21 protein-coding genes, 4 tRNA genes and 2 pseudogenes are annotated in these 23,908 nt (G+C 66.8%); 16 read left to right on the forward strand and 11 right to left on the reverse strand.

Annotated elements, in window-relative coordinates:
• From ACZ6YV_RS15045 to ACZ6YV_RS15070, 6 genes are read left to right on the forward strand one after another with little or no spacing between them, the layout of a single operon-like run.
• Window positions 1-756: a thioesterase II family protein gene (locus ACZ6YV_RS15045; protein WP_465510131.1), complete on the forward strand. Its 756-nt coding sequence runs from the start codon at window positions 1-3 to the stop codon at window positions 754-756.
• Window positions 756-1,679 (forward strand): beta-ketoacyl-[acyl-carrier-protein] synthase family protein, encoded by a 924-nt coding sequence (locus ACZ6YV_RS15050; protein ID WP_465510132.1) that lies wholly within the window; start codon window positions 756-758, stop codon window positions 1,677-1,679. Before ACZ6YV_RS15045 ends, ACZ6YV_RS15050 begins: the two co-directional genes overlap by 1 nt.
• Window positions 1,669-3,879, forward strand: coding sequence for an iron-containing redox enzyme family protein (locus ACZ6YV_RS15055; protein ID WP_465510133.1), 2,211 nt, complete (start codon window positions 1,669-1,671; stop codon window positions 3,877-3,879). Before ACZ6YV_RS15050 ends, ACZ6YV_RS15055 begins: the two co-directional genes overlap by 11 nt.
• The gene (locus ACZ6YV_RS15060; RefSeq protein ID WP_465510134.1) at window positions 3,876-4,916 is read left to right on the forward strand and encodes a saccharopine dehydrogenase; all 1,041 of its coding nucleotides are present in this window, start codon (window positions 3,876-3,878) and stop codon (window positions 4,914-4,916) included. Before ACZ6YV_RS15055 ends, ACZ6YV_RS15060 begins: the two co-directional genes overlap by 4 nt.
• A complete protein-coding gene (locus tag ACZ6YV_RS15065) occupies window positions 4,909-6,045 on the forward strand; it encodes a saccharopine dehydrogenase family protein (RefSeq protein WP_465510135.1) in 1,137 nt (378 codons plus the stop codon). Before ACZ6YV_RS15060 ends, ACZ6YV_RS15065 begins: the two co-directional genes overlap by 8 nt.
• A gap of 20 nt (window positions 6,046-6,065) precedes the next feature.
• Complete coding sequence (locus ACZ6YV_RS15070; protein WP_465510136.1) at window positions 6,066-7,385, forward strand: ATP-grasp domain-containing protein; 1,320 nt, start codon at window positions 6,066-6,068, stop codon at window positions 7,383-7,385.
• A gap of 843 nt (window positions 7,386-8,228) precedes the next feature.
• On the opposite strand, the gene ACZ6YV_RS15075 is transcribed toward ACZ6YV_RS15070, so the two are convergent.
• Window positions 8,229-8,489 carry a hypothetical protein gene (locus ACZ6YV_RS15075; protein WP_465510137.1) on the reverse strand — a complete coding sequence of 87 codons (261 nt, stop codon included), beginning with the start codon at window positions 8,487-8,489 and terminating at the stop codon, window positions 8,229-8,231.
• 370 nt (window positions 8,490-8,859) lie between these two features.
• On the opposite strand from ACZ6YV_RS15075, the gene ACZ6YV_RS15080 reads away from it, so the two are divergent.
• Window positions 8,860-9,078 carry a transposase gene (locus ACZ6YV_RS15080; RefSeq protein WP_465510138.1) on the forward strand — a complete coding sequence of 73 codons (219 nt, stop codon included), beginning with the start codon at window positions 8,860-8,862 and terminating at the stop codon, window positions 9,076-9,078.
• Between the two features lie 609 nt (window positions 9,079-9,687).
• On the opposite strand, the gene ACZ6YV_RS15085 is transcribed toward ACZ6YV_RS15080, so the two are convergent.
• The 3 genes from ACZ6YV_RS15085 to ACZ6YV_RS15095 form a co-directional block, all read right to left on the reverse strand.
• Window positions 9,688-10,248: a hypothetical protein gene (locus tag ACZ6YV_RS15085; protein WP_465510139.1), complete on the reverse strand. Its 561-nt coding sequence runs from the start codon at window positions 10,246-10,248 to the stop codon at window positions 9,688-9,690.
• 229 nt (window positions 10,249-10,477) lie between these two features.
• Window positions 10,478-11,557, reverse strand: coding sequence for an IS630 family transposase (locus ACZ6YV_RS15090; protein ID WP_465510195.1), 1,080 nt, complete (start codon window positions 11,555-11,557; stop codon window positions 10,478-10,480).
• Between the two features lie 395 nt (window positions 11,558-11,952).
• On the reverse strand, window positions 11,953-12,387 hold the full coding sequence (locus ACZ6YV_RS15095) for a VOC family protein (RefSeq protein WP_465510140.1): 435 nt from the start codon (window positions 12,385-12,387) through the stop codon (window positions 11,953-11,955).
• Between the two features lie 112 nt (window positions 12,388-12,499).
• Here ACZ6YV_RS15095 and ACZ6YV_RS15100 point away from each other — a divergent pair, with 112 nt between their 5' ends.
• The 3 genes from ACZ6YV_RS15100 (at window position 12,500) to ACZ6YV_RS15110 (ending at window position 15,958) form a co-directional block, all read left to right on the forward strand.
• Window positions 12,500-13,036 (forward strand): MarR family winged helix-turn-helix transcriptional regulator, encoded by a 537-nt coding sequence (locus ACZ6YV_RS15100; protein WP_465510141.1) that lies wholly within the window; start codon window positions 12,500-12,502, stop codon window positions 13,034-13,036.
• 124 nt (window positions 13,037-13,160) lie between these two features.
• On the forward strand, window positions 13,161-14,678 hold the full coding sequence (locus ACZ6YV_RS15105) for an MFS transporter (RefSeq protein ID WP_465510142.1): 1,518 nt from the start codon (window positions 13,161-13,163) through the stop codon (window positions 14,676-14,678).
• 74 nt (window positions 14,679-14,752) lie between these two features.
• Window positions 14,753-15,958: an FAD-dependent monooxygenase gene (locus ACZ6YV_RS15110; protein WP_465510143.1), complete on the forward strand. Its 1,206-nt coding sequence runs from the start codon at window positions 14,753-14,755 to the stop codon at window positions 15,956-15,958.
• Window positions 15,959-16,026: 68 nt separating this feature from the next.
• On the opposite strand, the pseudogene ACZ6YV_RS15115 reads toward ACZ6YV_RS15110, so the two are convergent.
• Window positions 16,027-16,425 (reverse strand): annotated as a pseudogene (locus ACZ6YV_RS15115) (GP88 family protein); the annotation flags it as partial.
• A gap of 158 nt (window positions 16,426-16,583) precedes the next feature.
• Window positions 16,584-17,027: pseudogene (locus tag ACZ6YV_RS15120) on the reverse strand (TraG/VirB4 family ATPase); the annotation flags it as partial.
• Here ACZ6YV_RS15120 and ACZ6YV_RS15125 point away from each other — a divergent pair.
• The 3 genes from ACZ6YV_RS15125 (at window position 16,983) to ACZ6YV_RS15135 (ending at window position 18,955) form a co-directional block, all read left to right on the forward strand.
• Window positions 16,983-17,966 (forward strand): RHS repeat-associated core domain-containing protein, encoded by a 984-nt coding sequence (locus ACZ6YV_RS15125; RefSeq protein WP_465510144.1) that lies wholly within the window; start codon window positions 16,983-16,985, stop codon window positions 17,964-17,966. The pseudogene ACZ6YV_RS15120 and the gene ACZ6YV_RS15125 sit on opposite strands and share 45 nt — an antisense overlap.
• 1 nt (window position 17,967) lies before the next feature.
• On the forward strand, window positions 17,968-18,480 hold the full coding sequence (locus tag ACZ6YV_RS15130; RefSeq protein ID WP_465510145.1) for a hypothetical protein: 513 nt from the start codon (window positions 17,968-17,970) through the stop codon (window positions 18,478-18,480).
• 124 nt (window positions 18,481-18,604) lie between these two features.
• Complete coding sequence (locus ACZ6YV_RS15135) at window positions 18,605-18,955, forward strand: hypothetical protein (protein WP_465510146.1); 351 nt, start codon at window positions 18,605-18,607, stop codon at window positions 18,953-18,955.
• Between the two features lie 480 nt (window positions 18,956-19,435).
• Here the strand turns inward: ACZ6YV_RS15135 and ACZ6YV_RS15140 are convergent, their stop codons facing one another.
• Entirely contained in the window at window positions 19,436-19,672 is a 237-nt protein-coding gene (locus ACZ6YV_RS15140) for a helix-turn-helix domain-containing protein (RefSeq protein ID WP_465510147.1), read from the reverse strand.
• A 69-nt stretch (window positions 19,673-19,741) separates the two neighbouring features.
• Here ACZ6YV_RS15140 and ACZ6YV_RS15145 point away from each other — a divergent pair, with 69 nt between their 5' ends.
• A complete protein-coding gene (locus ACZ6YV_RS15145; protein WP_465510148.1) occupies window positions 19,742-20,053 on the forward strand; it encodes a hypothetical protein in 312 nt (103 codons plus the stop codon).
• A gap of 49 nt (window positions 20,054-20,102) precedes the next feature.
• Here the strand turns inward: ACZ6YV_RS15145 and ACZ6YV_RS15150 are convergent.
• From ACZ6YV_RS15150 to ACZ6YV_RS15165, 4 genes are all read right to left on the reverse strand, one after another.
• A tRNA-Val gene (locus ACZ6YV_RS15150) sits at window positions 20,103-20,177 on the reverse strand.
• Window position 20,178: 1 nt separating this feature from the next.
• A tRNA-Cys gene (locus tag ACZ6YV_RS15155) sits at window positions 20,179-20,249 on the reverse strand.
• 25 nt (window positions 20,250-20,274) lie between these two features.
• A tRNA-Gly gene (locus ACZ6YV_RS15160) sits at window positions 20,275-20,347 on the reverse strand.
• Window positions 20,348-20,481: 134 nt separating this feature from the next.
• On the reverse strand, window positions 20,482-20,907 hold the full coding sequence (locus ACZ6YV_RS15165; protein ID WP_005159130.1) for an SsgA family sporulation/cell division regulator: 426 nt from the start codon (window positions 20,905-20,907) through the stop codon (window positions 20,482-20,484).
• Window positions 20,908-21,308: 401 nt separating this feature from the next.
• On the opposite strand from ACZ6YV_RS15165, the gene ACZ6YV_RS15170 reads away from it, so the two are divergent.
• Together ACZ6YV_RS15170 and ACZ6YV_RS15175 are read left to right on the forward strand one after the other, a co-directional pair.
• Window positions 21,309-21,380 (forward strand) — tRNA-Val (locus ACZ6YV_RS15170).
• A gap of 893 nt (window positions 21,381-22,273) precedes the next feature.
• Window positions 22,274-23,800 (forward strand): sugar transferase, encoded by a 1,527-nt coding sequence (locus tag ACZ6YV_RS15175; protein WP_465510149.1) that lies wholly within the window; start codon window positions 22,274-22,276, stop codon window positions 23,798-23,800.
• The last annotated feature ends 108 nt before the right edge of the window (window positions 23,801-23,908 follow it).

Consider the following 23,908-nt stretch of genomic DNA (forward strand, 5'->3'; position numbering starts at 1 on the left):
GTGCCCGACTGGTTCCTCGCCCGCGGCGGTGATCGCCCCGCCAGAGTCTTCTGCTTCCCCTACGCCGGTGGAGACCCGCGTACCTACCTCGACTGGCAGCCGCTGCTCGACGGCCACGCCGACGTCGTCGCGGTCTGTCCTCCGGGCAAGGCGCACCGCGCGCACGAACCGCTCCTCGTGTTCGACGAACTCGCCGATCGGATCGCCGAGGCGATCGCCCGTGAAGTCGAGCGGGATCCGCGACCGGCGCAGCTGTTCGGCCACAGTTTCGGCGGGTTGCTGGCCTTCGAAGTCGCTCGCAGGCTACGGGAAGTTCCCGCCGTCGGTCATCTGATCGCGTCCGGCATCTCCGCCCCCTCGCTGCTGCCTTCGGAGCGGGTGCGCGGCATCGCCGGGCTGGACGGCGCCGAATTCGCCGAGGCTCTGGTGTTCTTCGGCCAGTTCCCACCCGACGCCGTCGCGGACGAGGACGTCCTGGCTCTGCTGCTTCCCGGCCTCAAAGCCGATTTCGACCTGGCCGTGGGCTATCGCTACCGGACGGCGCCACCGCTGGAGATCGGTGTCTCGATCATCGTCGGCACCGAGGATCCGCATGTCGGCTCCGCGCAGATCGCGCCGTGGGACATCGAATGCGCCGGGCCACCGGAGCACGTCCGCGTCCCCGGTGGTCATTTCTACTTCGATCCCGACCCGGGCCCGGTCGTGTCGGTGCTGAGCGCGCACGCCGAATCCGTGACACACGTGGAGGTGATCTGATGCCGGTCTTCCTCGGCGAACCTCGCTACGTACTCGGCGAGCAGGAGATCGACCACGCGGACCTGCCCGGCCTGGAGACCAAAGCGGAGCAGTACGGGCTTGCCCTCGAACCCGCTTTGTGGGGCTGGGGGAGCGTGTTCCGCACCGAACGCGGACTCGACGATCTCGCCGTCGACGCGGGCACGGAAGCACTGCACGCCGGTGGAACCGACCCGGAAACGGTCGAGGCCCTGGTGCTCTGCTCGACCTACATGCCGGGACCGCCGGAAGGACACGGCACCTTCATCCGGGGCGTGCTGACCCGGCTCGGCCTCGGTGACATCCCCGTCTACGGCACGAGCATGGGCCGGTGCGTCAACCTGCTGTCCGGTTTGGACGTCGCCACCGCTCTGGTCGCCGCCGGGCGGTTCCGGCGCGTCCTCGTCGTCACGGCGGACCGGGTGTTCGACGAAGACACGCGGATCACCGGTTACGCGCTGTTCAGCGACGGCGGCGCCGCCTGCCTCGTCGACGCCGACAGTGGCGCCTACGAAGTCCTCGGATGCTCGTCCGCCCAGGAGACGGCGTCGCTGGACTGGTCGTCCGAGATCAGCTCCGACCTCGCCAAACGGGTCAACCAGCGACTCCTCGGTGCGCGGGGGATCGACGTCGGGGAGCTGGACGCCCTGCTGCACAGCAACATCTACCTGCCGCTGCTGGTGATGAAGGAGCGGCAAGCCGGTTTCCGTCCCGGCCAGCTCGACACGACGAACATCAGCCGCGTCGGACACTGCTTCGCCGCCGACCCGCTGATCAATCTCGCCGACCGCGAAGCGGCGGGCCGCATCCGCCCCGGCGGGCACTACCTGCTGGCCTCCAGCGTGCCCGGCTCCCGGATCGGGGTCCTGGTGCGCACACCGGAAGGAGCGATCGATGGCCGTTGAGCCGACTCTCGTCCCCGACGACACCACGACTTCCCTGCCGTACCGGCCGTTCCGCTTCACGCCCGGCACCGGCAGCGCCGTCGACGCGATCATCGCCGCCGGCCCGCGCGAGATGTTCCGCGCGCTTCTGCAGGAACGCGAATCCGAAGCGACTCTGCTCCTCGCCCGTCGTCTCCTGCACGCTTTCCTCGACCACGCTCGCGAACCGGTCGACGACCTGCCCGGTACGGTCCGCGGGCTGATCGACCAAGCCCGCGCCGAGCTGGCCCCCGCGCTGGAATCCCTCTCCGCCGCCGAACCGGGGATCCGTGCCGACCTGCTCCGCCAGCGCGGGGTGATCGCTCTGCTCGATGGCTGCTGGCTCGACGCCGTCTCCCAGCCCGCCACGCAGCCCGCCGTCGTGGTGAACCGTTTGTTCGCCCATCACTTCGCTCTGGCCGGGGGCGGCGAACCGCTCGAATCCGCGCAGCACCGCCGGGCGCGGGCGTTGGAAGACGCGGGGGCGGCGCTACCGGACGTCGCCGCCGCCGATTTCCTCGACCGCGCGGATGCCCGCCCCGCGACGATCCTGCTCGCCTGTCTCCCGCTGTCGCTCGCGGTGCTGCCGGGCAACTTCCTGCCCGAGGTCGTCGGCCTGCACCACGCCTTCCATCGCCTCGGTGTCGACGACCTGCTGCTGGGCACCCTGCCGCCGATCCCGGCGGGCGATCTCGACGACCTGCTCGCCGAATACGCCGCCCATGCGAGCCCGGACGACCGCGAGCGGGTGCTGGCCGCTGTCGCGCTGACACTGTCGTGTGAACGCGAGCACGTGCGGTTGCTCACCGAACTCGCCGAGTTCCGTCGTACTCAGACGCTGGAGTCGCGGGCCGCCGAGGTGATCTCCCGGCACGCGCCGCTGGCCGGACGGCAGCACGGCCGGGTCTCGCTGGGCGATCGGCAGCTGGTGGACGTGTTCGCCGGATTCGGCCGCGCCGCCGGCGGCGCGGACCCCGACCTGCTCGCCGCGTTCCTCACCGAGTTCCGGGAGTCGCCGTATCTGGCGGAGCGCGACGACGGCGACTGCTGGTTCCTCGCCGCGATCCGGTTCGGCGGGCCGATGTTCGGCATCTTCGACGAAGCCGAAGCCGCGGTGCTAGCCGAATGGGCCGCCACCGTGCACAAGGGTGACCGGCCGCCGATCACCGTGCGCCTCACCACGGTCGGCGACGAACTCGCCGCCCGCTGGTCGGGCGCGTTCGCCGCGGCCGCTCCCGGCGACGTGGTGTTCGACGACTCGCCGCCCGCCGACGAACGCGACCTTTTCTTCCGGCTGGTCAATATCGAGAACCACGCCAACACGCTGCCGGTGGCCATCGAGCGCGCGGAGCGCTGTTTCGCCGACGCGCGGGTGCTGTTCGAACACGGCGCGGGCGGCCGCTACACCGACGCGAGTTTCTTCGAGTACGACGCTGACGCGCTCTACGCGCGGGCGGAGAAGATCTACTGGGAAAAGCTGGTGGACCCGTACGAGCCGCTGCGCGAGGTCCCGGACGTGGACGAAGTGCTGTTCCGGCAGAGCACCTACCAGCTGACCTACCTGATCGACGGCGCCTGGCTGCACCGCGTCGGCAGGTTGGGCCGCCGGGAACGCGAAAGCGACGGCATGTTGTTCCGCATCCACGCCGACGAGATGGGCAACGGGGACCTGCGCAAGAACCACCTCACCCTGACCCGCCGCGCGATGGTCAGCCAGGGCAGGGACCTGCCGCACATCCGCACCGAGGAGTTCGCCGACCAGGACGAGCTGCCCGACGACATGTACGGCTTCGCGTTGCAGCAGCTGTCGATGTGCCTGTTCCCCGACCGGTTCTACAACGAGATCCTCGGCTACAACCTGGCGATCGAGATGTTCGGCTCCGGCGAGATGCGGCTGCACGAGATCCAGAAGCTGCGTCACCACGGTTTCGACGACTGCTACGAACAGGCGCACCTGACCATCGACAACTTCTCCGCGGGGCATGCCAAACAGGCCGCCGATATCATCGTCGCCTACCTGGATCGGGTGCGGCGCACCAGCGGCGAAGCGGCTCTGGCGGGGGAGTGGCACCGGATCTGGCGTGGGTACGCCTCCTTCGCCTACTTCCTCGAACAGCCGTTGCTTCGTGACGTCGCGGTGGCCGCATCCACCGAAGACGACAGTGCGGAGCTGGTGTTATGACCGAGTTGACGTTGCTGATGCGCGAAGAGTCCCGGCCGACCGAGCGGCGCGCGCCGCTGTCCCCGGAAACGGCCGGGAAGCTGCTCCGCGAGGGCATCGCCATCAGCGTGGAGCGCTCATCACGGCGCGTGTTCGGCGACGAGGAGTACGCGGCCGCGGGCTGTGCGCTGATCCCGCCGGGCAGCTGGCCGGACGCCCCGGAAGACGTGCACGTGGTGGGCCTGAAGGAATTGCCCGACCGGCCCGACCTTTTGCGGCACCGGCACATCTTCTTCGGGCACGCCTACAAGAACCAGCCGGGAGCGGCGAATCTGCTGCGCAGGTTCGCCGAGGGCGGCGGAACGCTGCTGGATCTGGAAAGCCTCGTCGACGAGCGAGGTCGCCGGGTCGCCGCTTTCGGATACTGGGCAGGCTACGTCGGCGCCGCGCTCGCCGTCCTGCGTCACCGCGGTGGCCTCGTCGAACCCTTGACGCCGACCACCCGCGGAGACCTTGACAAGGCTCTGGCCGCGGACGGGGAACCCTTGCGGGCCTTGGTCATCGGAGCCCTCGGCCGATGCGGGAGCGGGGCAGGGGACGCGCTCGTCGCGGCGGGCGCGGACGTGACCCGATGGGATCTCGCGGAGACCGGAAACCTCGACGTCGCGACCTTGCTCGACCACGACATCCTCGTCAACGCGGTCCTCGCCACGGGGGCCATCTCGCCGTTCTTGACCGCCGAGACGCTCCGGCACCCCCGGCGGCTGTCCGTGGTCGCCGACGTCACCTGCGACGTCGGATCGCCGTGCCACGCCCTGCCGATCTACGACCGGACCACCACCTGGCAGGACCCGGTGCTCCGGCTGGACGGACTCGACGTGATCGCGATCGACAACCTGCCGTCGCTGCTTCCCCGCGAAGCGACCGTGGACTTCGCCGCGGACCTGGCGCCGCATCTGGCCGTCCTCGGCGATTCCGGCGTCTGGCGCCGCGCCGAAGCCGCGTTCACCGCGGCCTGCACTTCCCATGACCTCCATCGGAAGGAAGACCATGCCTGACACCCCGACCGTGCACTGGGTCGGCACCGGCCTGTCCACCGGGCCCGGTCTCACCGCCCTCGCCGAGCGAACCCGCGTTTTGCTCTGGGGCCGCACCGAAGCCAAAGCGGCCGCCTGCCTCGCTCGTCTGGGAGCCGCAGGTGAACCCCGGCGCTTCACCCCGGAAGCACTGGCCGCGGCGGTCACCGAAGGAGACGTCGTCGTCTCGATGCTGCCGGGCACCGAACATCCGCGGCTGCTGCGTCTCTGCCTGGACAACGGGGCGCACTTCGCCTGCAGCAGCTACGCCTCCGACGAGATCCGGAACGGTGCCGAGGAGGCGGCCGCGGCCGGGCTCACAGTGCTCACCGAAATCGGGCTGGATCCGGGAATCGATCACCTCTTCGCCGACGTCCTGGTCGAGCGGGCGGCACGGGCACTGGGACCGGGCACGAGAGCCACCGCCGCGTTCACCTCCTACTGCGGCGGCGTGCCCGCCGAGCCCAACGACTTCCGGTACCGGTTCAGCTGGGCACCCCGCGGTGTGCTGACCGCCCTGCTCACACCGGCGCACTACGTCGAGGCGGGCGACAAGCTTGTCGCGGACCATCCGTGGGAGGTAGCGCGGCCGCTCGATCTCGACGGGGAACGATTCGAGGTGTACCCGAATCGGGACAGCCTGCCTTACATCCGCCAGTACGGGGTGCCGGAGAGCTGGCAGCTGGACACGTTCGTGCGTGGAACCCTCCGCCTGAACGGCTGGCTCGACGCCTGGGAGAAGGTGTTCACCGAGCTGCGTGAGGGCGACCCCGACCGGATCACCGAGCTCGCGGGGGAACTCGCCACCCGCTACCCGACAGGTGCCCAAGACCGGGACCGGGTGGTGCTCGCGGTCGAACTGTCCGTCCGCGGCGAGGACGGCCGAACCTGGTCCGGCCGGTATTCGCTGGACCTCATCGGTGAGCCCGGTGCCAGTGCCATGGCCCGGTGCGTTTCCGTTCCGCTCGCCCTCGGCATCGGCGAACTACTCGACGGTGCTCTGCCGGCGGGGCTCGTCCAGGGCGCCCCCGACCCGGCCACCGCCGGGCAGTGGATCGAGAAACTCGCCTCCTGGGGCCTTCCGATCCGCATCGCCGGTACCGACAGCTGAGACCGACCAGAGGAGGCAGCATGACCCAGCGGACCGGTAAGCCCGGCGCCGTCATCCTCACCGGCTCGTTCCCGGTGATCCGGCGCAACCCGCTCTATCTCGACGAGGTGACCCGGCGCGACCTGCGGGTCCTGGTGATCACCGCCGAGTCCTACCGCGACCAGGCGACCGCCGCGATCGGCGACCCGGGCAACCCTGCCTCGCAGATCACCGAGATCGGCTACGTTTCGGGTGATTTCACCGTGCAGGGCGCCTTTCTCGCCGGTGCGATCGCACAGGCCACCGCGTGGCGGGCCAAGTACGACATCGTGGGCGCCTACGCCGTCGGGGACTACCTGGCCGAGCCGACCGGACTGCTCTGTGACGCGCTCGGCGTCCCGTCACCCGGCCTGCGCGCCAGCCGCGCCTGCCGCAGCAAGTTCCTGCAACGCTGGTACGCCCCCGAGCTCAGCCCGCCGTCACTGACCATCCCCGCGGGAGACCGGGAAACCGCGAATCTGTCCGGGGTCACCTACCCGGCGGTGGTCAAACCAGCGGGTCGCGCGTCGAGTTCCGGAGTCGAGACCGTGCACGGGGAAGAAGAGCTGCGCCGCCGCCTCGCCGAGTATCCCGGCCATGAAGTCGTTTTGGTCGAGGACAAGGTCGACGGCCCCGAGTACTCGGTGGAAAGCCTCGTACAGGGAGGAGAAGTGATCTTCGCGTCGGTCACCGGCAAGGAAACCACCGACTCGCACGCCCGGACGTTCGTCGAACTCGCGCACAGCGTTCCCGCCGCCGACGACGACGTCCGCGATACCGTCCTCGACGCGAACCGGGCACTGCTCGGCACCTTGGCGTTCGCCGACGGCATAGCGCACTCCGAATGGCGCGTCGGGCAGGACGGGGTGCCCCGTCTGATGGAGATCGCCGGCCGCACTCCCGGTGACGGTCTTCTGGTGCTTTACCACCTGGCCACCGGCGCTCCGCTGGAACCGGAGATCATTCGCATCGCCCTCGGCGAGCGTGCCTCGTACCCGCGGCCGACCCGCTACGCCCGGCAGGTCTACCTCGAGCATGTGCCCGGGAAGCTGGCCGACGTCACCGTCGAGTGGCCGGACGTCGAACCTGTGTGGATCGGCGCCAGCGGCGTGTGGCCGGACATCCTGCCCGGCGACCCGGACGACGCCCCGACCCTGCGCGCGGTGCTGGTACACCAGCCACGGGGAACGAAACTGGTGCCACTGGCCAGTTCCGATGACCGGTCCGTCAGCTTCTTCATCGACGCGCCCACGCCTGGCGACCTGGACGAACTGGAGAAGCGAGCGCGCGCCGCGATCTCGATCGACGTCATGCCCGATTGACGCCTCGTCGATACCGGACCCCGCTGCTGCGGGATCGGAGGCGGCAGGCCCCGCTACCGCGGCAGTTCGCGCGGAAGCCGTTGCCTTCCCTTGACAGTGAAAGGCGCTGTGGGGCCTGTCGTCTCGATCCCGGTCTCCGGTACTCGAAGGGTGAACCACTGTTCCGCGCTCCCGGCTCACGAGCGGCGAGTAAGGCAGCAGGCTCGAGGTGTGTTCGTGCACGCGCGGACCGCGGGACCGCCGACCTCTCGCGATGCGGCAGCCCGGGGAGACGGGTGAACCAGCGGTAGCGCGTGTTCGGCGTAGCGAACAGAACCGCCGACCTCGCGGCACAGCGCGGCGAGCACGCCGGCGCTCACCGCGATCTGACTCCCCCTCCCGACAGTCCTGGCCAGACTCTGGCGAGGGCCGCCGGGGCGTCGAAGACGGAGTGCCGAGCCCATGGGCCGGGTGTCGGCGACCGTGACGAGGAAGACGTGATCGAGACGGTGGTGATCCTTGCCGCAGTAGGTGAAGCGGCTTTCCCGGGTCCACAACTTTTGTTGGTGGCCCGTTTGAACTCCCCGCTGGCGGCCAGTTAGCGGGGAGTTATTTGGCCGTGCGCCCGGTTACGTAGCGTGGCTCTCGACAGACGTGGCCGTAGCCCGTGGAGAGCTGCCCGCGCGTCGACTGGAGTGGCTTCGATCTGTCGGTTACCCAAGGCCGAGGAGTCACCATGTCGCCAGTCGTGGGAGCACCGACACCAGCGCAGATGTGGAACTGGTTGTTACGCGGTTCGTTGAGTCGCCGTTGCGTTCCTGAACGCCGCTCGGCGGCTCGAGAGGGCGTTCATGTCGGGAAGGGTCAGTCGATGAGACCGTTGGCTCGAGCTTTCGCCAGTTCGTCCCGCGCCGGTTCGGTATCGAGCAGCTCCAGGCCGCTCACAGCCCAGGATCGCAGCCATTCGTCGTCGTTGTGGAGATCGGCCTGCTCTTGATCGAACTCGGCGATGAGCTGATCGAGGTGTTCCGCCGCGTGGGGAAGTAGAAGCTCAAAGCCGTCTTCTTTGTCCTGTGGGGCGGGTTTGCGCATGAGACTCATGGCTTGCTGGAAACGTTCGGTCACTCCGTCGAGGTTAGCGGCCGGGTAGTGCGACAACGATGCCGAGCCGCAAGGTGGTCCTATCGCTGGCGATACGGTGGTTCCTGACCTTGTCAACTGACGGATCTCCGTGCTCCAGGGCCGGCCGACGCTCCCCGCTGCGATCACCGACAGTTCAACTGGCCGCCAGCGGGGAATCGAACTGGCCGTCCGCGGGTGGCCGTCCACGGGGGATTCCGACTGGCCACTGACAACAACTTTCGGCCCACGGTGATCTCAGTGATGCCGGATTCCTCCGCGACCTCACGGCGAGCAGTCTCAGGAAGGTGAGGTTCACCCCGGGTAGTGGACACCGAGTTAGCAGGACTAGTCGTCCTGTTGAAAGGATGTCCTCATGCCTCCTCGCAAGCGTCGTTCGTACACGGCCGAGTACAAGGTCGAGGCTGCCCATCGTGTGATCGATTCCGGCCGCACGATCTCCGAGGTCGCCCGTGAGCTGGGAATCGATCCGGGCATGTTGAGTGTCTGGGTCAAAGACGAACGCCGCCGGGTGGCCGCGGCCGAGGTTCTCGGGGACAAACCCCTGGAGGCAATGCCATGTAGCTTAAGTTGATCATGCTGTGTGGGTGAGTCCACGCAGCATGATCGTGGGTGGGCCGGGGTGGCGGGTGCTGGCGGGTTCGGTGCGTTTCTTGGCGCGGTATGCGTTGTGGCGTAAGCGTTTCACGGCGCGTGGGCAGGTGCGGTGTCGTCGTGGCGGGAGAATGCGGCGGGTGATGTCGGCCAGGATGGCGGGGAGGGCGTCAGTCCAGTCCTGAGGGGGAAAAGCCCGGATTCAGCTGGCGGATCGGCCTCTCGTTCTCGAGTTTCAGCGAGCGCTCAGTCGTCGTCGGGCACGTCGTCGTGTCCGATCGATCGGCCCGCCAGTGTTCGTCTCGATCACTACACAACTGTTACGCACCGACGTCGGTGGGTTTGAGGGGTCTCGAAATCTCGGGCGCTCTGCCGGAAGAGTTCATCACGGGTACGGCCGGAGCGCCTGGCTGTGCCCGTTGCGCCTACGGGTCAAGCTCAGCGCCGGTAACGTCGTCATTGGCCGATGGTTCCTACCGCCGAGCGGTGCTGAACACTCGATCGAACGCCGATGGGCCGAGCTGTGACAGGAAGCGGAACTGGCGATGCAAGACCTGGTCACTGGGTGGGCGAAGAGTTGTGCGCGGGTTTATTGTCGGGAGTGTTCCACAAGGTTCCGAAGGGCTAAGAAGTCGCGCCCAGCTTGCTTCACTCGCACAAAGTCCCGCAGATCATCCCCATTGTCGGGGATGTCCTTGATGTTACTGATCTCGACGTAGCCCAAGTTGAGTAGATGCTCGAGTTCTCGCATAAGACCATGGCTGCGATTGTATTCGAATCTCTCGGTGCTGTCTAATTTGTTGAGGTTTTTCAACATTGAACTGGGCATCGACAGGGTCATCAGGTGTGTGAGGCGATTGCTTATTTCATCTATCTCCTCTCCTTGTCGTTGAATGGTTTCATCATGCTGTCGGACCTTCGCCCGGAGTTCCGCTTCGATGCCTTTGTGAGAGGCGGAGAATTTTTCCAAATCAAAGGTTCTGGGTGCGATCGCCGCGCCAAGAGTCAGGATCACGACAGCGACGGTCGTCTCTGTATTCGGCTGCCAAAACAACCTGGCAACGAGGACTAGATCTACGGCAACCAGCAAGGCGAAGATCGCAACAGTCCATGCACGCTCATTCGTATCGCTACGGGGCTTCTTGTCCACCGCGTTCACCCTCCTGTGCGGCTTGTCGCAGCCGCAGCGACCGACTGCATCGGTCGGCGAGCCGATTGCCGCACCGTTGCAGTGAGTCGCCGTCGAGCACGCCGACGTTACCGCTGCACATTCGACACGATGGGCCTGCGCCGTACGCCCTTGGTGCTCGGGCACGCGCCGACTCAAGTGCCTTCTGACAACTCTCCTGCTCACGCCCTCACCTGCCGAAGCTGGACTTCTAGTGTCGTGTGTCTGAGATCTTTTTACGTGTGATCTTGGTGATGAGTTCGTCGGCGGTTTTGGTCCAGGTGAAGGGTTTGGCGCGGTCGTTGTAGGCGTCGATAAAGGTGCGGATGGCGTCTTCGAGATCCTGGACGTTGAGGAAGCTGCCGCGGCGGATGGCTTGACGGGTGATGATGCCGAAGAAGATCTCGACCATGTTGAGCCAGGAGCAGCTGGTCGGGGTGAAGTGCAAGGTGATCCGCGAGTGTTTGGCGAGCCAGGCGTTCACGTTGTCGTGACTGTGTGTGCCGTAGTTGTCGCAGATGACGTGCAGTGTGACCCTCGGGTGGGCTTTGGCGACCTGCTTGAGGAAGGCCAGGAACTCTTCGTTGGTGTGCCGTGGGTAGCAGGCGTCGGCGCTGATCCTGCCGGTCGCGACCTCCAGCGCGGCGAACAGGGTGGTGGTGCCGTGCCGGACATAGTCGTGGGTCTGCCGGGCGGGGAGCCCCGGTCGCAGCGGCAGCATCGGCTGGGTGCGGTCCAGTGCTTGGATCTGACTCTTTTCATCGACGCTGACCACCACCGCACCCCGGGGTGGGTCCAGATAGAGACCGACCACATCGCGGAGTGTGGGTTCCAGTTCGGGATCGGTGGAGAACTTGAATGTCTCAACCCGGTGTGGCTGGATGTTCCACTTCCGCCAGATCCGGGCGACGCTGGCGAAGGAAATCCCCAACCGTGTGGCCATCAGCCGGGACGACCAGTGCGTCACACCCAACTCCGGCGGCGGCTTCCCCTTGTCCGCCAACGTTTCCGCCAGCACGGCAACCTCGTCGATCTCACGCTGACGTCCAGGACGAGGCAAGTCCACCAGCGCGTCAATACCCGCCTCGGCGTACCGGTCACGCCATTTGATCACCGTCGGCCTGCTGCTCCGTGTCCGCTCCGCGATCTCGGTGTTCGCCACCCCGTCCGCGGCCAGCAACACGATCCTGGCCCGCGCCACCACCCCAGCCGGCGCCGTCGACGCACGCGTCAACGCCTCCAACCGAGCCCGATCACCATCGCGAAGCCGCAACGCCTGAGCCACATACATGACCCCATTCTCCAACCCACCCAGACGTAAACCTATCAACGACACGCGACACTAGGGCTGGCCCAGCGGCTGCCGGTCGCGACGGGTGCTGTCCGATGTCGACGTTGTCGTCCACATCGGACACGTGATTGACGGGCAGTACGTGGCCGAGAAGCTCAGTGTTCCCGCCGTGCTCGCGCTCCCGGTGCCGATGTATGTGCCGACGAGCGAGTTCTCCGGCCTGGCCAGGACGTTCCGCAGCCGCTGCCGCGCTGGCTCAACCGGGCCACGTTCGGCGGGTATGCGGAGGCCGGCGCTGCTGTTCGGGCGGGTGGTCGACCAGTTGTGCACTGAGCTCACCGGTCGAACCTCCCTGACCTTGTGGGTGGCGGGACCGAAGGGGTCCGGAGGTTGCTTCAGGAGGTGGATAGCTCGCCGGGTGAGGTGCCGAAGAGCCAACGGTTTCCTTCGGGGTCTTGGAGTTCGCAGTCGCGGGTCCCGTGAGGCGTGTCGTAGGGCTCGCGGACCACGTCGGCTCCGGCGGCGACGGCGCGGGCGAAGAGCGCGTCGGGGTCGGGTTCGACGACGTAGCACCGAACCGGCGCCACGGGCATCCGCTGTCGTGGATCGACGTAGTCGTTGCCGTCCAAGCCCAGCATGATGCCGCCGCCGCGGGGGCCGGCGAGTTCGGCGTGAACGAGTTGCCCGGTGTGGTCGGGATAGGCGACCCCGACCTTGAAACCGAATGCCGTTTCGTAGAAGTCGATCAAAGTGCGAAGGTCACGGCATCGCAGGGTGGGCCAGATCTGAGGGCCGGCCGGGGTGAGCCCGGCCGTGTTGCTTGTCGTCATGAGGACCAGACGGTAGGAGGCGACCCCGCTGCGGGGGAAGACCTGGGCCTGGTGGCAACCATCTCACAAACTCACTAAGCTAGTTAGTGACTTATCTAGTAGTCTACTGGTCATGACTTCCTCTGCTCGCGGCTCTCGTCGCGCCGACACGACGCCCGCCGCCGGGCCGGACCACCTGCCTGGTCGGCGGACGGTCGAGTCCCCTGGCGTGGGCAACGCGGTGATGGAACGCCTGCAAGAGGTGGGGACGTTGACGCGGGTGATCGAGCAGCGCCTAAGCGGGGCTCTGGGGATCAACGCCACGGATCTGGCGGCAATGGAGCACCTCACCACCGACGGCCCGTTGACCGCCAAGGAGCTCGCGGACAGGCTGCGGGTCTCGACCGCGGCGAGCACGCACGTCGTGGACCGGCTGGAGAAGGCCGGGCACATCGTCCGCCGTCCGCATCCCACCGATCGCCGCAAGGTGATGGTCGAGCCGGTCGCGGAGTCGGCGGACCGGCTCTTCGGTCACCTGCGTCCGCTGCTGCGCGGCGTGGAGGGCCTCGTCGAAGCGCTGGCCCCCCGCGACCGGGATGTCGTGGAGGCCTTCTTGACCGGAGTCGTGCAGATCTACACGGACACAGCGGACTCCTTCCCCAAGCGCTGACTTTTCTCGCCGCGGCAGGCAAGCCGCCACACATGCCACCGGGGGGCGTTCGTTCCGCACGGATGTCCTCCGGCGTGCGAACGCGCCTGGAAACGGGCGCTACCACCAGAATCTGGAGAAAATCATGTCTATACCCGAGAAGAAGATATCGCTGCGGGCGGTGTGGTCGCTGCTGGCCACCGTGCTTGTCGTCGAGTTGATGGATCTGATCGACTCGACGATCGTCAACGTGGCGGGCCCGTCGCTCGAGCGGTCCCTGGGTTCGAGTCCGGTCGGCTTGCAGTGGGTGATCGGCGGCTACGCCCTGACGCTCGGCGCGGGCCTCGTGCTGGGCGGGCGGCTCGGTGACCGCTTCGGCCGCCGTCCGATGTTCCTGTTCGGGCTCGTGGCCTTCACCCTCGCGTCGCTGCTGTGTGCGGTCGCGCCGAGTGTCGGACTGTTGATCGCCTTCCGCCTGGTCCAGGGCGTGGCGGGGGCGATGATGCTGCCGCAGGGCCTCGGCATCCTGCGCGACAACCTGACGCCCCGTGATCTCACCAAGGCCCTCGCGATTTTCGGGCCGGTGCTGGGACTCGGCGGTGTGCTGGGCCCGGTATTGGGTGGTGCGCTGGTCGACTGGGATGTGTTCGGCCTCGGCTGGCGGCTGGTGTTTCTGGTCAACGTCCCGGTCGGTCTCGTCGCACTGGCGTTGGCCTGGCGGCTGGTGCCCCGCGGCGCCGGGGTCCGGACTCTGCGCGTGGACATCGTCGGCGCGGCGCTCGTCGCCGCCGCGTCCGCGCTGCTGGTCCTGCCGCTCAACGAGGGGCAGGCCGCAGGATGGCCGTTGTGGACTTGGCTTTCGCTGTCCGCCGCCGCGCTCGGCTACGTCGGATTCGCACTGTGGCAACGCCGTGTCGTGCGCCTGGACCGCGACCCGCTGGTCACCCCCGCCCTGTTCGGCAAACCCGCGTTCACCGTCGGGCTGGCCGCGGTCGCGCTGTTCTTCGGCGGCCTGATCGGCACCCAGCTGGTGCTGACGTTCTTCCTGCAGATGGGTCAGGGTTTCACCGCAGGGGAGGCCGGGCTGGGCAATCTGCCGGTCGCGCTGGGAACCGCCGTTGGCGGCGGGATCAGCGGGGGATTGCTCGCCGCCAAACTCGGCAGGGCCGTCCTGCAAGCCGGGGCCATCGTCCAGTTCGCCGGTGTCGCCTGGCTGTGGATCGCTCTGGCCGACACCACAGGCTTCACGATCTGGCAGATCTTGCCTGGCAGCGCCGTCGCTGGCATCGGTGCGGGCATCGTGATCGCCGCGGTGTTCAACACCGTGCTCGGCGCCGTCGACGACGACGAGGTCGGCTCCGCCTCCGGCGTCCTGTCCGCCGTCCAGGCGATCGGCGGCTCGGTCGGTGTCGCGGTGTTCAGCACCGTGTTCTTCGCCGACGTCACCCAGCCCACCGAAAGCTTCCGCGACGCCCTCGTAGTCCAAACGATCGTCATCGGACTGTTCCTGCTCATCTCACCGCTGTTCCCCCGCCGCGCCCGCCCCGACGACACGGACCTCGCCGCCGATACCGACACCACCACACCGGCGGACATCGTGGACGCGGACACCACGGTGGCGAGCGCAGCGCCCGCCTCCCGGACCGCCGACGGCTCCCGCTGATCATGGGCACCTGGCACCCCGCCCGGTGCCCATGATCAGGCACCCCAGCATCCCGCTCCGTAAGGAGGACACCCATGTCCCGCACCATCTTGATCTCCGGCGCCAGCATCGCCGGGCCCGCGCTCGCCTACTGGCTCCACCAGCACGGCATGACCGCGACCGTGATCGAACGCGCGCCGGAACTCCGCCCTGGCGGGCAGACCGTCGACCTGCGCGGCGCCGGCCGCACCGTCATCGAACGGATGGGCCTCGAACAGGCCGCCCGCGACCGCATCACCCACGAGGAGGGAATGCATTTCGTCGACGCCCGCAACCGGATCCGCGCGTCGTTCGGCACCGATTCCCTTGACGGCGACGGGTTCGTCACCGAACTGGAACTCCTGCGCGGCGAACTCGCCAGCCTGCTTCACCAGCACACCCGAGACGACATCGGCTACGTCTTCGGCGACGAGATCACCGGGCTGACCGACACCGGCGACGGCGTGGACGTCACCTTCCGCAACGGCGCGGACCGGCGATTCGACCTCGTCGTCCTCGCCGACGGCCTCCGATCCCGCACCCGCGACCTCGTCTTCGCCGACATCGCCCGCACCCGCTCGTTCGGCCTTTACACCGCCTACTTCACCATTCCCCGCGCCGAGTCCGACGGCCGCTGGGCCCGCTGGTACAACGCCCCCGGCCGCCGCGTCGTCCTCCTGCGCCCCGACAACCAAGGCACCACCCGCGCCTCACTGTCCTTCCTGTACCCGCAACCCGGACTCGAACGGCTGCAAGCCCCCGCACAACAGGACTTCCTGCGCCGCCACTACGCCGACGCCGGCTGGGAAACCCCACGCGTCCTCGACACCATGGCCGACTCACCGGACTTCTACTTCGAATCCATCGGCCAGATGCACCTCAAGCACTGGTCACGCGGCCGGATCGCGGCCGTCGGCGACGCCGCCTACTGCGCCTCCCCGCTCAGCGGCATGGGCACCAGCCTCGCCCTTGTCGGCGCCTACGTCCTCGCCGGCGAACTCAGCCGACACACCGACCACCACGACGCCTTCCACGCCTACGAAACCATCATGCGGCCCTACGTCGCACAAGCACAGAAAGTCCCCTGGATCGCGCCCCGTCTGGCCTCCCCGAAAACCCACGCCGGCATCCGCCTCCTCAACACCATCGCAAGCCTCGCCACCAACCCCAAAATCAGCCGCCTCGCCACCCGATTCACCAACCCGCCCTCAGACGCCATCGACCTCCCCACCTACGCCCGTTGTCAGCGGACATCCAGCTAATGGCGCACTGACCTGCTTCCAAGCCTTTGGCCAGAGTTGGGTGAACAACAGGTAACACTTGCCAGATAACCGTAGCTGTAGACCCACAGGAAGTTGCTGGGTGGATCCGGCTCGATCAACCGCTTGAATCGAAGGACTTCCTTGGTATAGGCATAGAAAGTCACGTCCGGGCAGGCGTGCATGACGCGGCACCATGCGCGCGTGTAGGGGTCGTCGAAGAAGTCTCCGGCGTCGTGGACGCGGATAAATTTTCCGGTGAACCGTGGCGCTGAGAGTTCGCGGATCATGGCCGATTCCCAGCTGTGCAGGTCGTCGAGGACGAAGGCGAGATTGGCTTGGTGGCGGGCTTTCACGGCAGGGAAGCGGTAGGTGCCGTTGCGGGCGTAGCAGATCTGCGCGCAGGCCGAGGCCGCAGGACAGGTCACCTGTGTCCGTCCGTCGGGCAGCCGGGCCGCGAGCGCGGGCAGTGTCTAGTTCCAGACGCCGATGGCGCGCATCGCCCGGTTCTGCGTCAGCAGTCGCGCGGGCCGGCCGGGGTTAGCTGATTTCGTAAGGGGTAAAGACATGGCACCTCGCACAATGCAGGCGGAGCAAGGAAAAGAGAGCGCCTAAGCTGTGCTTAGCGTTAGGCGTCGAGGTCGATGTGATGGTTGGCGTCCTCGTCGTACGGCGTCTCGGTGATGTCGTCGAGGTCGACGAACGCGCTGTCGTCGACCTCGCCGGGCTCGGCGTACGCGGCGAGCTCGGCCGGGTCCGTGGTGATGAGGGCGTTCTCTTGGGGCGAGGCCAGGGCTTGGAACGCGACTCGCTGTGTCCCGGTGCTGAGTAAGCCTTGTCCTTTGTCCGCGGAGACGAGGAACTGTTTCTCCCCGTCGGACAGGTTGAACGTCGCCACGATCTCGTCGATCGCTTGTGTCGCTTGGCGGAGTAGAATCTGTGTGGCGGCGTTGGCGATGATCGCCTTGCCTAGCTCGGTGCCGAGGACGTCGCCGACATCTTGTGTCGCGATGGTCAGGCCTGCCCAGTGTTTCCGGGCGGCTTTGGCCATGCGGTGCAGGAACCGCGCCCCGCCCCGGACCTGACCCTCAACGCCGAGAACCGCCTCACCTCGCTGTCGGTGACCCTTCCGGGTGGGGTCCTGTGCACCAGCAAGGTCGGCAACGACGGCGCGTTCACCCCGTCGTATGACCACCCTTCGGTCCGGGGTGACCTGGTCCTGTCCACCGACGCGGCCGGGCACCAGGTCGGCGACCTGCGCTCGTACGACCCGTACGGCCAGCCGCTGACCACCGCGGGTGCTGTCGATCCGCAGAACGTCCCGGACAACTCACCGGGTTCGATGGACTACGGGTGGCTTGGCCAGCACCAGCGGCCCTACGAACACACTGGGGCCCTGGCCCTGGTGCAGATGGGTGCACGCCCGTACAGCCCACTGCTCGGGCGGTTCTTGTCCGTCGACCCCGAGGAGGGCGGCTCCGCCAACGACTACGACTACGTCGCCGGCGATCCGATCAACAGTGTTGACCTTGACGGTCATGGGTTCTGGGGCTCGCTCTGGAATGGTGTCAAGGCGGTTGCCCGGGTGGTGACCCCCGTCGCCGAATGGGTTTCCTGGGTGCTGGGCCCGATCGGGACTGTCGCCGCGGGGATCGCGGCCGCTGGGAACGCGATCCAAGGCAACTGGGGCCGGGCCGCCAGCTTCGCCGCCGTTGCGCTCACCCAAGGCGTCTCTCGTTACACTCGCATCGTCGGCAGTGTCGTGTCGCGCTCTCGAAGGCTCGGGTTCGTGAGCAAGCGGTTCGGCAACAGCAGTGCCATGCCGAACCGTGTTCGTCAGTCCATGCACAAGTTGCTTCCCGGCGGAAAGTGGAACAACAAGAACCGTAAGTTGCGGATCGGCTGGAGCGTCGGCAAGAAGCCGAAGAACGCGACGTTCCGTATCTCGTACTCGAGGCTGCCGAAAAGGTTCCGGCATTACCACATCATGAAGGGGCCGAGGCGTTACTGAGATGAGCGACGAAGAGTTGACGCTGGCCGAAAGGTCGCGTTCGTGGGCTGAAGCGCTGGTCCGGGTAGTGAACGCACAGGCGCGTGCCGCTGATGGGCTGTTCGAAGCGGACCTCACGAGTGGGCCCTCGGATCTTCCACAGACTGTTCGAGTCAGCTCTGCGCATCGAGATAATCCGTCTCTGACGATTCTGGTTGAAGAGGTGCAGGCGTTCTTGTCGATCGACGCCGCTCCTGGGGTGTTCGTGGCCTATGAGTTCAAAGGATCGTCGGCGGCTCTGGAGAAGGAAGTCGAAAGCCGCGAACGTGGCCTTGAGCGTGATGGGGTCCATGCTCTGAGTGAAGTGGACTTGGTCGAGCACGTCGACGCTTTCACGAGGTTCGGATTCTCGCTCGTAAGGTTTCCGTTGTTCGAGCGGCTCAAGATCTTCAGAGATAACTCGGGTGTCGCGTTGAGCTGGGTCACTTTCGATTTTTCTTGGCCCTTGGTGCTCGTGCGGAAGTGGAGGCCGTAGATCCGCCGCAGAGAGGGGTTTCCAGGTAAAGGGACCGGTCGTGGCGCAGAGGAGGATCGCTCACCTGGCAGCGATCGACCGTCGGTACGAAGGACGCGGAAATGAAGTCGTCGCCCTGCCCAGAATGGTCGTTGGGCTGACTGAAAGTCGGGCACGGTTCACCGCTCAGTACGCTGCCCGGACCGCCATTAGCACCCCGGCCCGCCTCGCTGGAATCGGTGTCGCCGCCCACCATGTCACCAGCTGGAGCTCCGACGCCGAACTCACCCAGGCCGACCTGCTGGTCCTGCTCGACGACATCGTGTGGGAGCGACGGACCGAAATCTGGGACTGCGTCGCCGGGCGCCGGACCGCGTCCGGCGGGATCACCTTCGGCGGCGGGGTCAAGGACTCCGGCGGCCGCGTCGCCGACGCGATCCTCAACCCCGGCCGCCAGATTCGGGGCCTCGCCCCGGCCGACACCGCGACGGCATAACCCCATCGACGACGGCCCGGCCCGCCACCACCGAGGGCGGGCCGTCCCTGTCTTCACTGGCGTCTGGGACCGCCGGAGATTTGTCGGGTGGCCAAGCTGCGGCCGATCGCCGGTACCCCGGCCTGTCCGGAAGCCTCGCTTCCTCATCCGGTCGCCACCCGTGCCTGCGGGCTTGGGGATCCGGAGAACTGCGGGCGCATCCGGAAAGGCCAGCGAAGCACCCCTGTGTCCGGGCGAGCTCGAGTTGAGGAAGAATGACAGGGCGGCTTGTCTGATCCGCACCCGAAGCCGCCCGCGTTCGTCCGATTCGTCTGCTGAGTGATTCTCCATTCCTCTCGCTGTCGCCAGGTGGAGCATAGTCACGAAGAAGCGATTGCCGGACCAGCGCGGACGCGATTTCCGTCGGTCGGGAGTCGATCAAGTTCGATAGTGTGAAGCCGAGATCCAAGCGCGGCGAGGAGCGCTTCATTCGGTATCGAATCACGGCGAGTCCGGACACGGGCTCACAGGAGCCGGGAGTTCGCGGGCCCGTGCGACGGCTTCGGTGCGGTTGCTTGCTTGAAGGCGGCCGAAGGTCTGGTTGAGGTGCCATTTGGTGGTGCCTGCTGTGATGAAGAGCTTGTCCGCGACCTGCTGATTGGACATGCCGATGGCGATGAGTTCGAGGATGCGGTGCTGCGTTTCGGTCAGCGATTCGGCGACGCCGACACCTTCCACGGTACGTAGTTCGGCTGTTCGCCGACGGCGTGCAGCACCGGGATGAGCGCCGCGCCTTCGTTGAGAAAAGTGCGGCGGTATCCGCGGCACAGTCACAGCACCTGGCTCGCGGAGGACGGTATCCCCGAAGTCGCCCGTCGAGCGCGGCTCGGGCAGAAGATGAAGGGAATCGCGAAGGTCTACGACCACGTGACCCCGTTGATGCGCCGTCAGATTCTGCAAGCGCTCGAGACCCGGTGGATCGGCTCGCTGGTCGCACTCACGCCGAGCGAGCGGACGAAGCTGGGGGAGTGGTTCCCGCACCTGCACGCCACGTTCCGTGACGGGCAGTTGGAGACGGCCCCGAGGGCCATCGCCATTTCATCGCCTTTTAACGACTGAAGCCCCGCCCCTCCGAGGAGGAGCAGGGCTTCAGACCTGCGAAAACAGATGGTGCGCGATACTGGGATTGAACCAGTGACCTCTTCCGTGTCAGGGAAGCGCTCTCCCGCTGAGCTAATCGCGCGAGGTGGAGACGGGATTCGAACCCGTGTACACGGCTTTGCAGGCCGTTGCCTCGCCTCTCGGCCACTCCACCGTGACAGGCCTGAGAAGACCTTCCGAGCGGATGACGGGATTCGAACCCGCGACCCTCACCTTGGCAAGGTGATGCGCTACCAGCTGCGCTACATCCGCACATCCTCGGTTTGGCTGAGGTCAGAACCTCGCGGTTTTGTCCCTCACCCCGTCGCCGTGGTGTGTGTGAACACTATCCGACCCTGAAAACGGCTTTGCAACCGGGGTGCCACTTGCTGTTCGCAAGCCTGTCATCAGGCCAGATCGTTGGGGATCAGGTGGGTCAGGGCGTCATCGACGTCGACCCACAGGTGTTCGTTGCCCGGGAGCACGACGTCGTAGGTCCTGTCGAGGAAGTCGGCCAACTCTTGGGCGGACGCCTCGAACATGGCGTGCCCGGAGGGCGAGTTCAGTTCGATGAGGACGGACTCGGGGTCTTCGACGGAGGGGCGGATGCGTACGTCGCCGTCGCCCGCGTCGGCCAGGAGGCCGTCGGCGAGGAGATCGCGCGCGTAGACCCACTCGACCCAGCCGGCGCGGCCGGTGCGGAAGGCGGCGACGACCGCGTAGGGGTCGCGAGTGTCGTATCGCAGTTCCACCTTGACCGGAACCGCGGGTGTCCGCGGCGCCAGGAGGTCGAACACCGCCGTCGAGCGGAGCGTCACGTGATCGTTGCGCATCGTCCTACCCTTCGTCTCCTTCCCGGCCCGGTCGAACCGAGTGGCGATGATGTGACGTTCCGGCCGGCCGATCGGAACGCGGTTTTGCCGCAGATCACCCGGATGGGGTCATCGACCCCGAGTTCCCACTCCCGTCACCCCATCATCACCCGCGCGACGCGCAGCCCTACATGCGCCCTGCAGGCAGTCCACATGTACATACTGCGCGGTTTAGTCGTCACGCGATAGCACCGTCGCACGAATGTCGAAACGCGTCGCAGGCGGCCCCCGGCCAGGACAGCCCCGGCTAGCTCGTGGTTGTTCGCTCCGTATTTACCGGTGAGCGGAGTGTGGTCGGAGGGAACCACCCGTTTGCAGGCCCTCTAAAGTTGTGAGGTAGAGTCTGCCGGACACCGCGAGCGGGGCGATTAGCTCAGCGGGAGAGCGCTTCGTTCACACCGAAGAGGTCGCTGGTTCGATCCCAGTATCGCCCACCGGATGAAGGCCCTGGACCATCGGTCCGGGGCCTTGATTCATTCTCGGACACGGTTGGCTGCGAGCCGTCCGGTGGCATTCGATCCCCAGGTCGGACGCGGGTTATGTGGGGGCGGTACTTCTACCGTCGCGGACCGGTTCGCCGGCCCGGCTGAATGCATCCGGAGCGACTGGGGTGGCGGGGTACCGCCGGTTCGGAGATCCCCGAGGCCTGCCGTCGAGACCGGTGTGGACATTCGTCAGAGGTTTCAAGTCGCGTCGTCAAAACGTCATATGATCCGCCCATCGAGACGACATTGTGATCCTCGGCACTGTGTCTTCCGGCGAAAGGTCCAGACCATGGTGCAAGTGATGCAGGGCATGGGCGAGCGGCTCACCCGTCCGGCTCCGGCGACGGGGCCGCCGTGACGCTGACGTGATGTGACGAAACGCCACTCCGGTGACCGATTGACAAGGTAGATCGGCCCGCGGTGAGCCCGCCTTGCGACTCCGGGTCCTCCGGGGGCTTGAAATCCACAGTGGACCGGCCGGTGATCGACTTTCGCGGACCGTCCACTGTGGAGTTTTCGGGGCTGTTCGGCCGATCGTGGACGCGGTGCCCCGAGTGGCCGGGAGGGCTGCGAATTCGTGACTACTTTGAGTAGTTGTTCGGGGGATACGGTCTATTACTCATCGTCATCATCTTGTTATCAACGCGGCATTCATTTGCCGGAAGCTCGCGCAGGATGTGGCTGGAAATCCTTGTAACGAAGGCCGGAGAGCCGCCGATACCTTGGCGTGTGTCGCCCCATCGGCCGCTGAAGGATCTTGAGAATCGATCACTCTTCGAAATCGCTCTCATTTACTCAGCGTGTTGATCCGGCGTTCGGGAATCCCCACTCCGGGAGGTCTGATGGAAGAGTCGGTGCGGCCGTCGTCCACCGTTAACGGGACGCCGCAGCACATCGACCTTCAGTCGATCCCGCGTCCCCCGCAAAGGGATGCGGGCAACGCCGCGGCGGTCGACACGACGTCGGCGCGGCCGCCATACGCGGCCTGGGAATCGCGCTACCGTGCCTGGGTCATCGGTAGTGACGTTTTCACGGCCTTCGTGCTCATCTTGATGAGCGCGTTCTTGATCGATCGATCCGATCCGCACGACATGCACGCGCTCGGTACCGCCGCGGCCTTCTTGTTCGGGTTGTCGGTCTGCCGTGCCTGGAGCCCGCGGGTGCTGGGCGAAGGCGCGGAGGAGTACCGGACGCTGGGCCGGGGCCTGGTGGCCACCGCGGTTCTCGTCGCGCTGGGCGGCCTGCTCTTCGGCGCGCTCGCGGTGCAACCGTGGGTCTTCATCGTCGTCCCGATGATCTCGGTCTTCATGTTCCTGCAGCGGTACGCGCTGAGACAGGTGCTTCACCGGCGAAGACGGCTCGGTGAATGCCTGCTGCCGGTGCTCGCGGCGGGAAGCCCCGACACGGTCGCCGATCTCATCGCCCGCACCAAGGCCGATCCCCATGTCGGCTGGCGGGTGGAAGCCGTCTGCACGTACTCCGGCGCCGGCGCGGAGCGGGGGAGCGGCGAGGTGGAGGGCGTCCCGATCGTCGGGAAGCTCGACGACCTCGCGGGCCACGTCCGCCGTGGCGGCTACCGCGTGGTCGCCGTGACCGCCGATCAGCACTGGAACCCGAAACGCCTGCAGCGGCTCGCCTGGGACCTCGAAGGGACCTCCGCCGAGATGGTGGTCGCCCCGATGCTGATGGAGGTCGCCGGTCCCCGGCTGAACGTCTCCGGTGTGCTCGGCATGCCGCTGCTGCGGGTCAGCGCGCCGATGTTCACCGGCGGACGCCGTCTGGTCAAGGAAGCGCTCGACAGGTTCGGCTCCGCGCTGCTCCTCACCCTCTTTTCCCCGCTGTTGCTGGCGATCGCGGTCGCGATCAAGCTCGACGACCGCGGCCCGGTGATCTACCGGCAGCGCCGCGTCGGCCGCGACGGCCACACCTTCACGATGCTGAAGTTCCGCACGATGGTCACGAACGCCGACAAGCTCAAGCAGGACCTCCAGTCGGACAACGAGGGCGCGGGACCGCTGTTCAAGATGCGCAAGGATCCGCGGGTCACGCGGGTCGGCGGCATGCTTCGCCGGTACTCCCTCGACGAACTGCCGCAGTTGCTCAACGTCGTGAGCGGGCGCATGTCGCTCGTCGGTCCCCGCCCGCCGTTGCCGGAGGAGACCGCGAAGTACGCCCCCGACGCGCGCCGCCGCCTGCTGGTCAAGCCGGGACTGACCGGCCTCTGGCAGGTCAGCGGCCGCAGCGACCTCAGCTGGGCCGAGAGCATCCGCCTCGACCTGCGCTACGTCGAGGACTGGTCCCTCGCCCTCGACCTGGTGATCCTCTGGAAGACCTTCCGGGCCGTGGTGCAGGGACGCGGGGCTTATTGATCCTTCCGCCGCATCGGCTCGACGGCCGTCGTCCTCCGGGGCGACGGCCGTTCCTTGTGATCGACCGCACACGAAGGGGTAGTTGGGCGAGAAATAGTTCAGCGCTCA

Source organism: Amycolatopsis sp. NPDC102522 (genome assembly GCF_055584485.1).